Origin of the sequence: Anaerococcus faecalis (genome assembly GCF_013371425.1) — a bacterium.
Taxonomy (GTDB): Bacteria; Bacillota; Clostridia; order Tissierellales; family Peptoniphilaceae; genus Anaerococcus; species Anaerococcus porci.
Genome location: NZ_JABVBA010000029.1, coordinates 1 through 562, shown reverse-complemented (window position 1 = coordinate 562; position 562 = coordinate 1). Strand labels below are relative to the sequence as shown.

Sequence of the window (562 nt, the reverse complement as noted above, 5' to 3'; positions counted from 1 at the left end):
TATACTGCTTCTATGGCTTGGCTAAATCCTGGAAGGTTGTCTGTTGAGAATATTAATACATCTTCTAGCCCTCTTTCTTTTAGCTGGTTTAATACTAAGAGCCAATATTTGCTTGATTCGTTTTCTCCTACCCACATGCCTAGTATTTCTTTAAAGCCTTCTAGATTGTAGCCTAAGGCTATATATACTGCTTTTTTGACTACTATGTTGTTTTCTCTTACATGGTAGTGTATGGCGTCTAAGAAGACCATAGGATAGATTTTTTCTAATGGTCTATTTTGCCACTCTTCTATGGTTGGTAGTATTTTATTGGTTATTTTACTTACCATTGTTTCTGATATTCCAAAACCATAGATATCTTTGATGTGACTTGATATGTCTCTTGTTGTCATTCCTTTCCCATACATTGATATTATCTGATTTTCTATGTTTGATATGTCTTTTTCGTATTTTTTTAATGATTGTGGTTCAAATGTTCCTTCTCTATCTCTTGGTATGTTTAATTCTATGTTTCCGTAAGATGATCTAACTGTTTTTTTACTTGTTCCATTTCTTGTATTTA

1 protein-coding gene is annotated in these 562 nt (G+C 32.4%); it reads right to left on the bottom strand.

Going from position 1 to position 562, the window contains the following annotated elements:
- Positions 1–562: IS256 family transposase (locus HV819_RS11395; RefSeq protein ID WP_176270278.1), on the bottom strand; the 562-nt coding region annotated here is incomplete at both ends.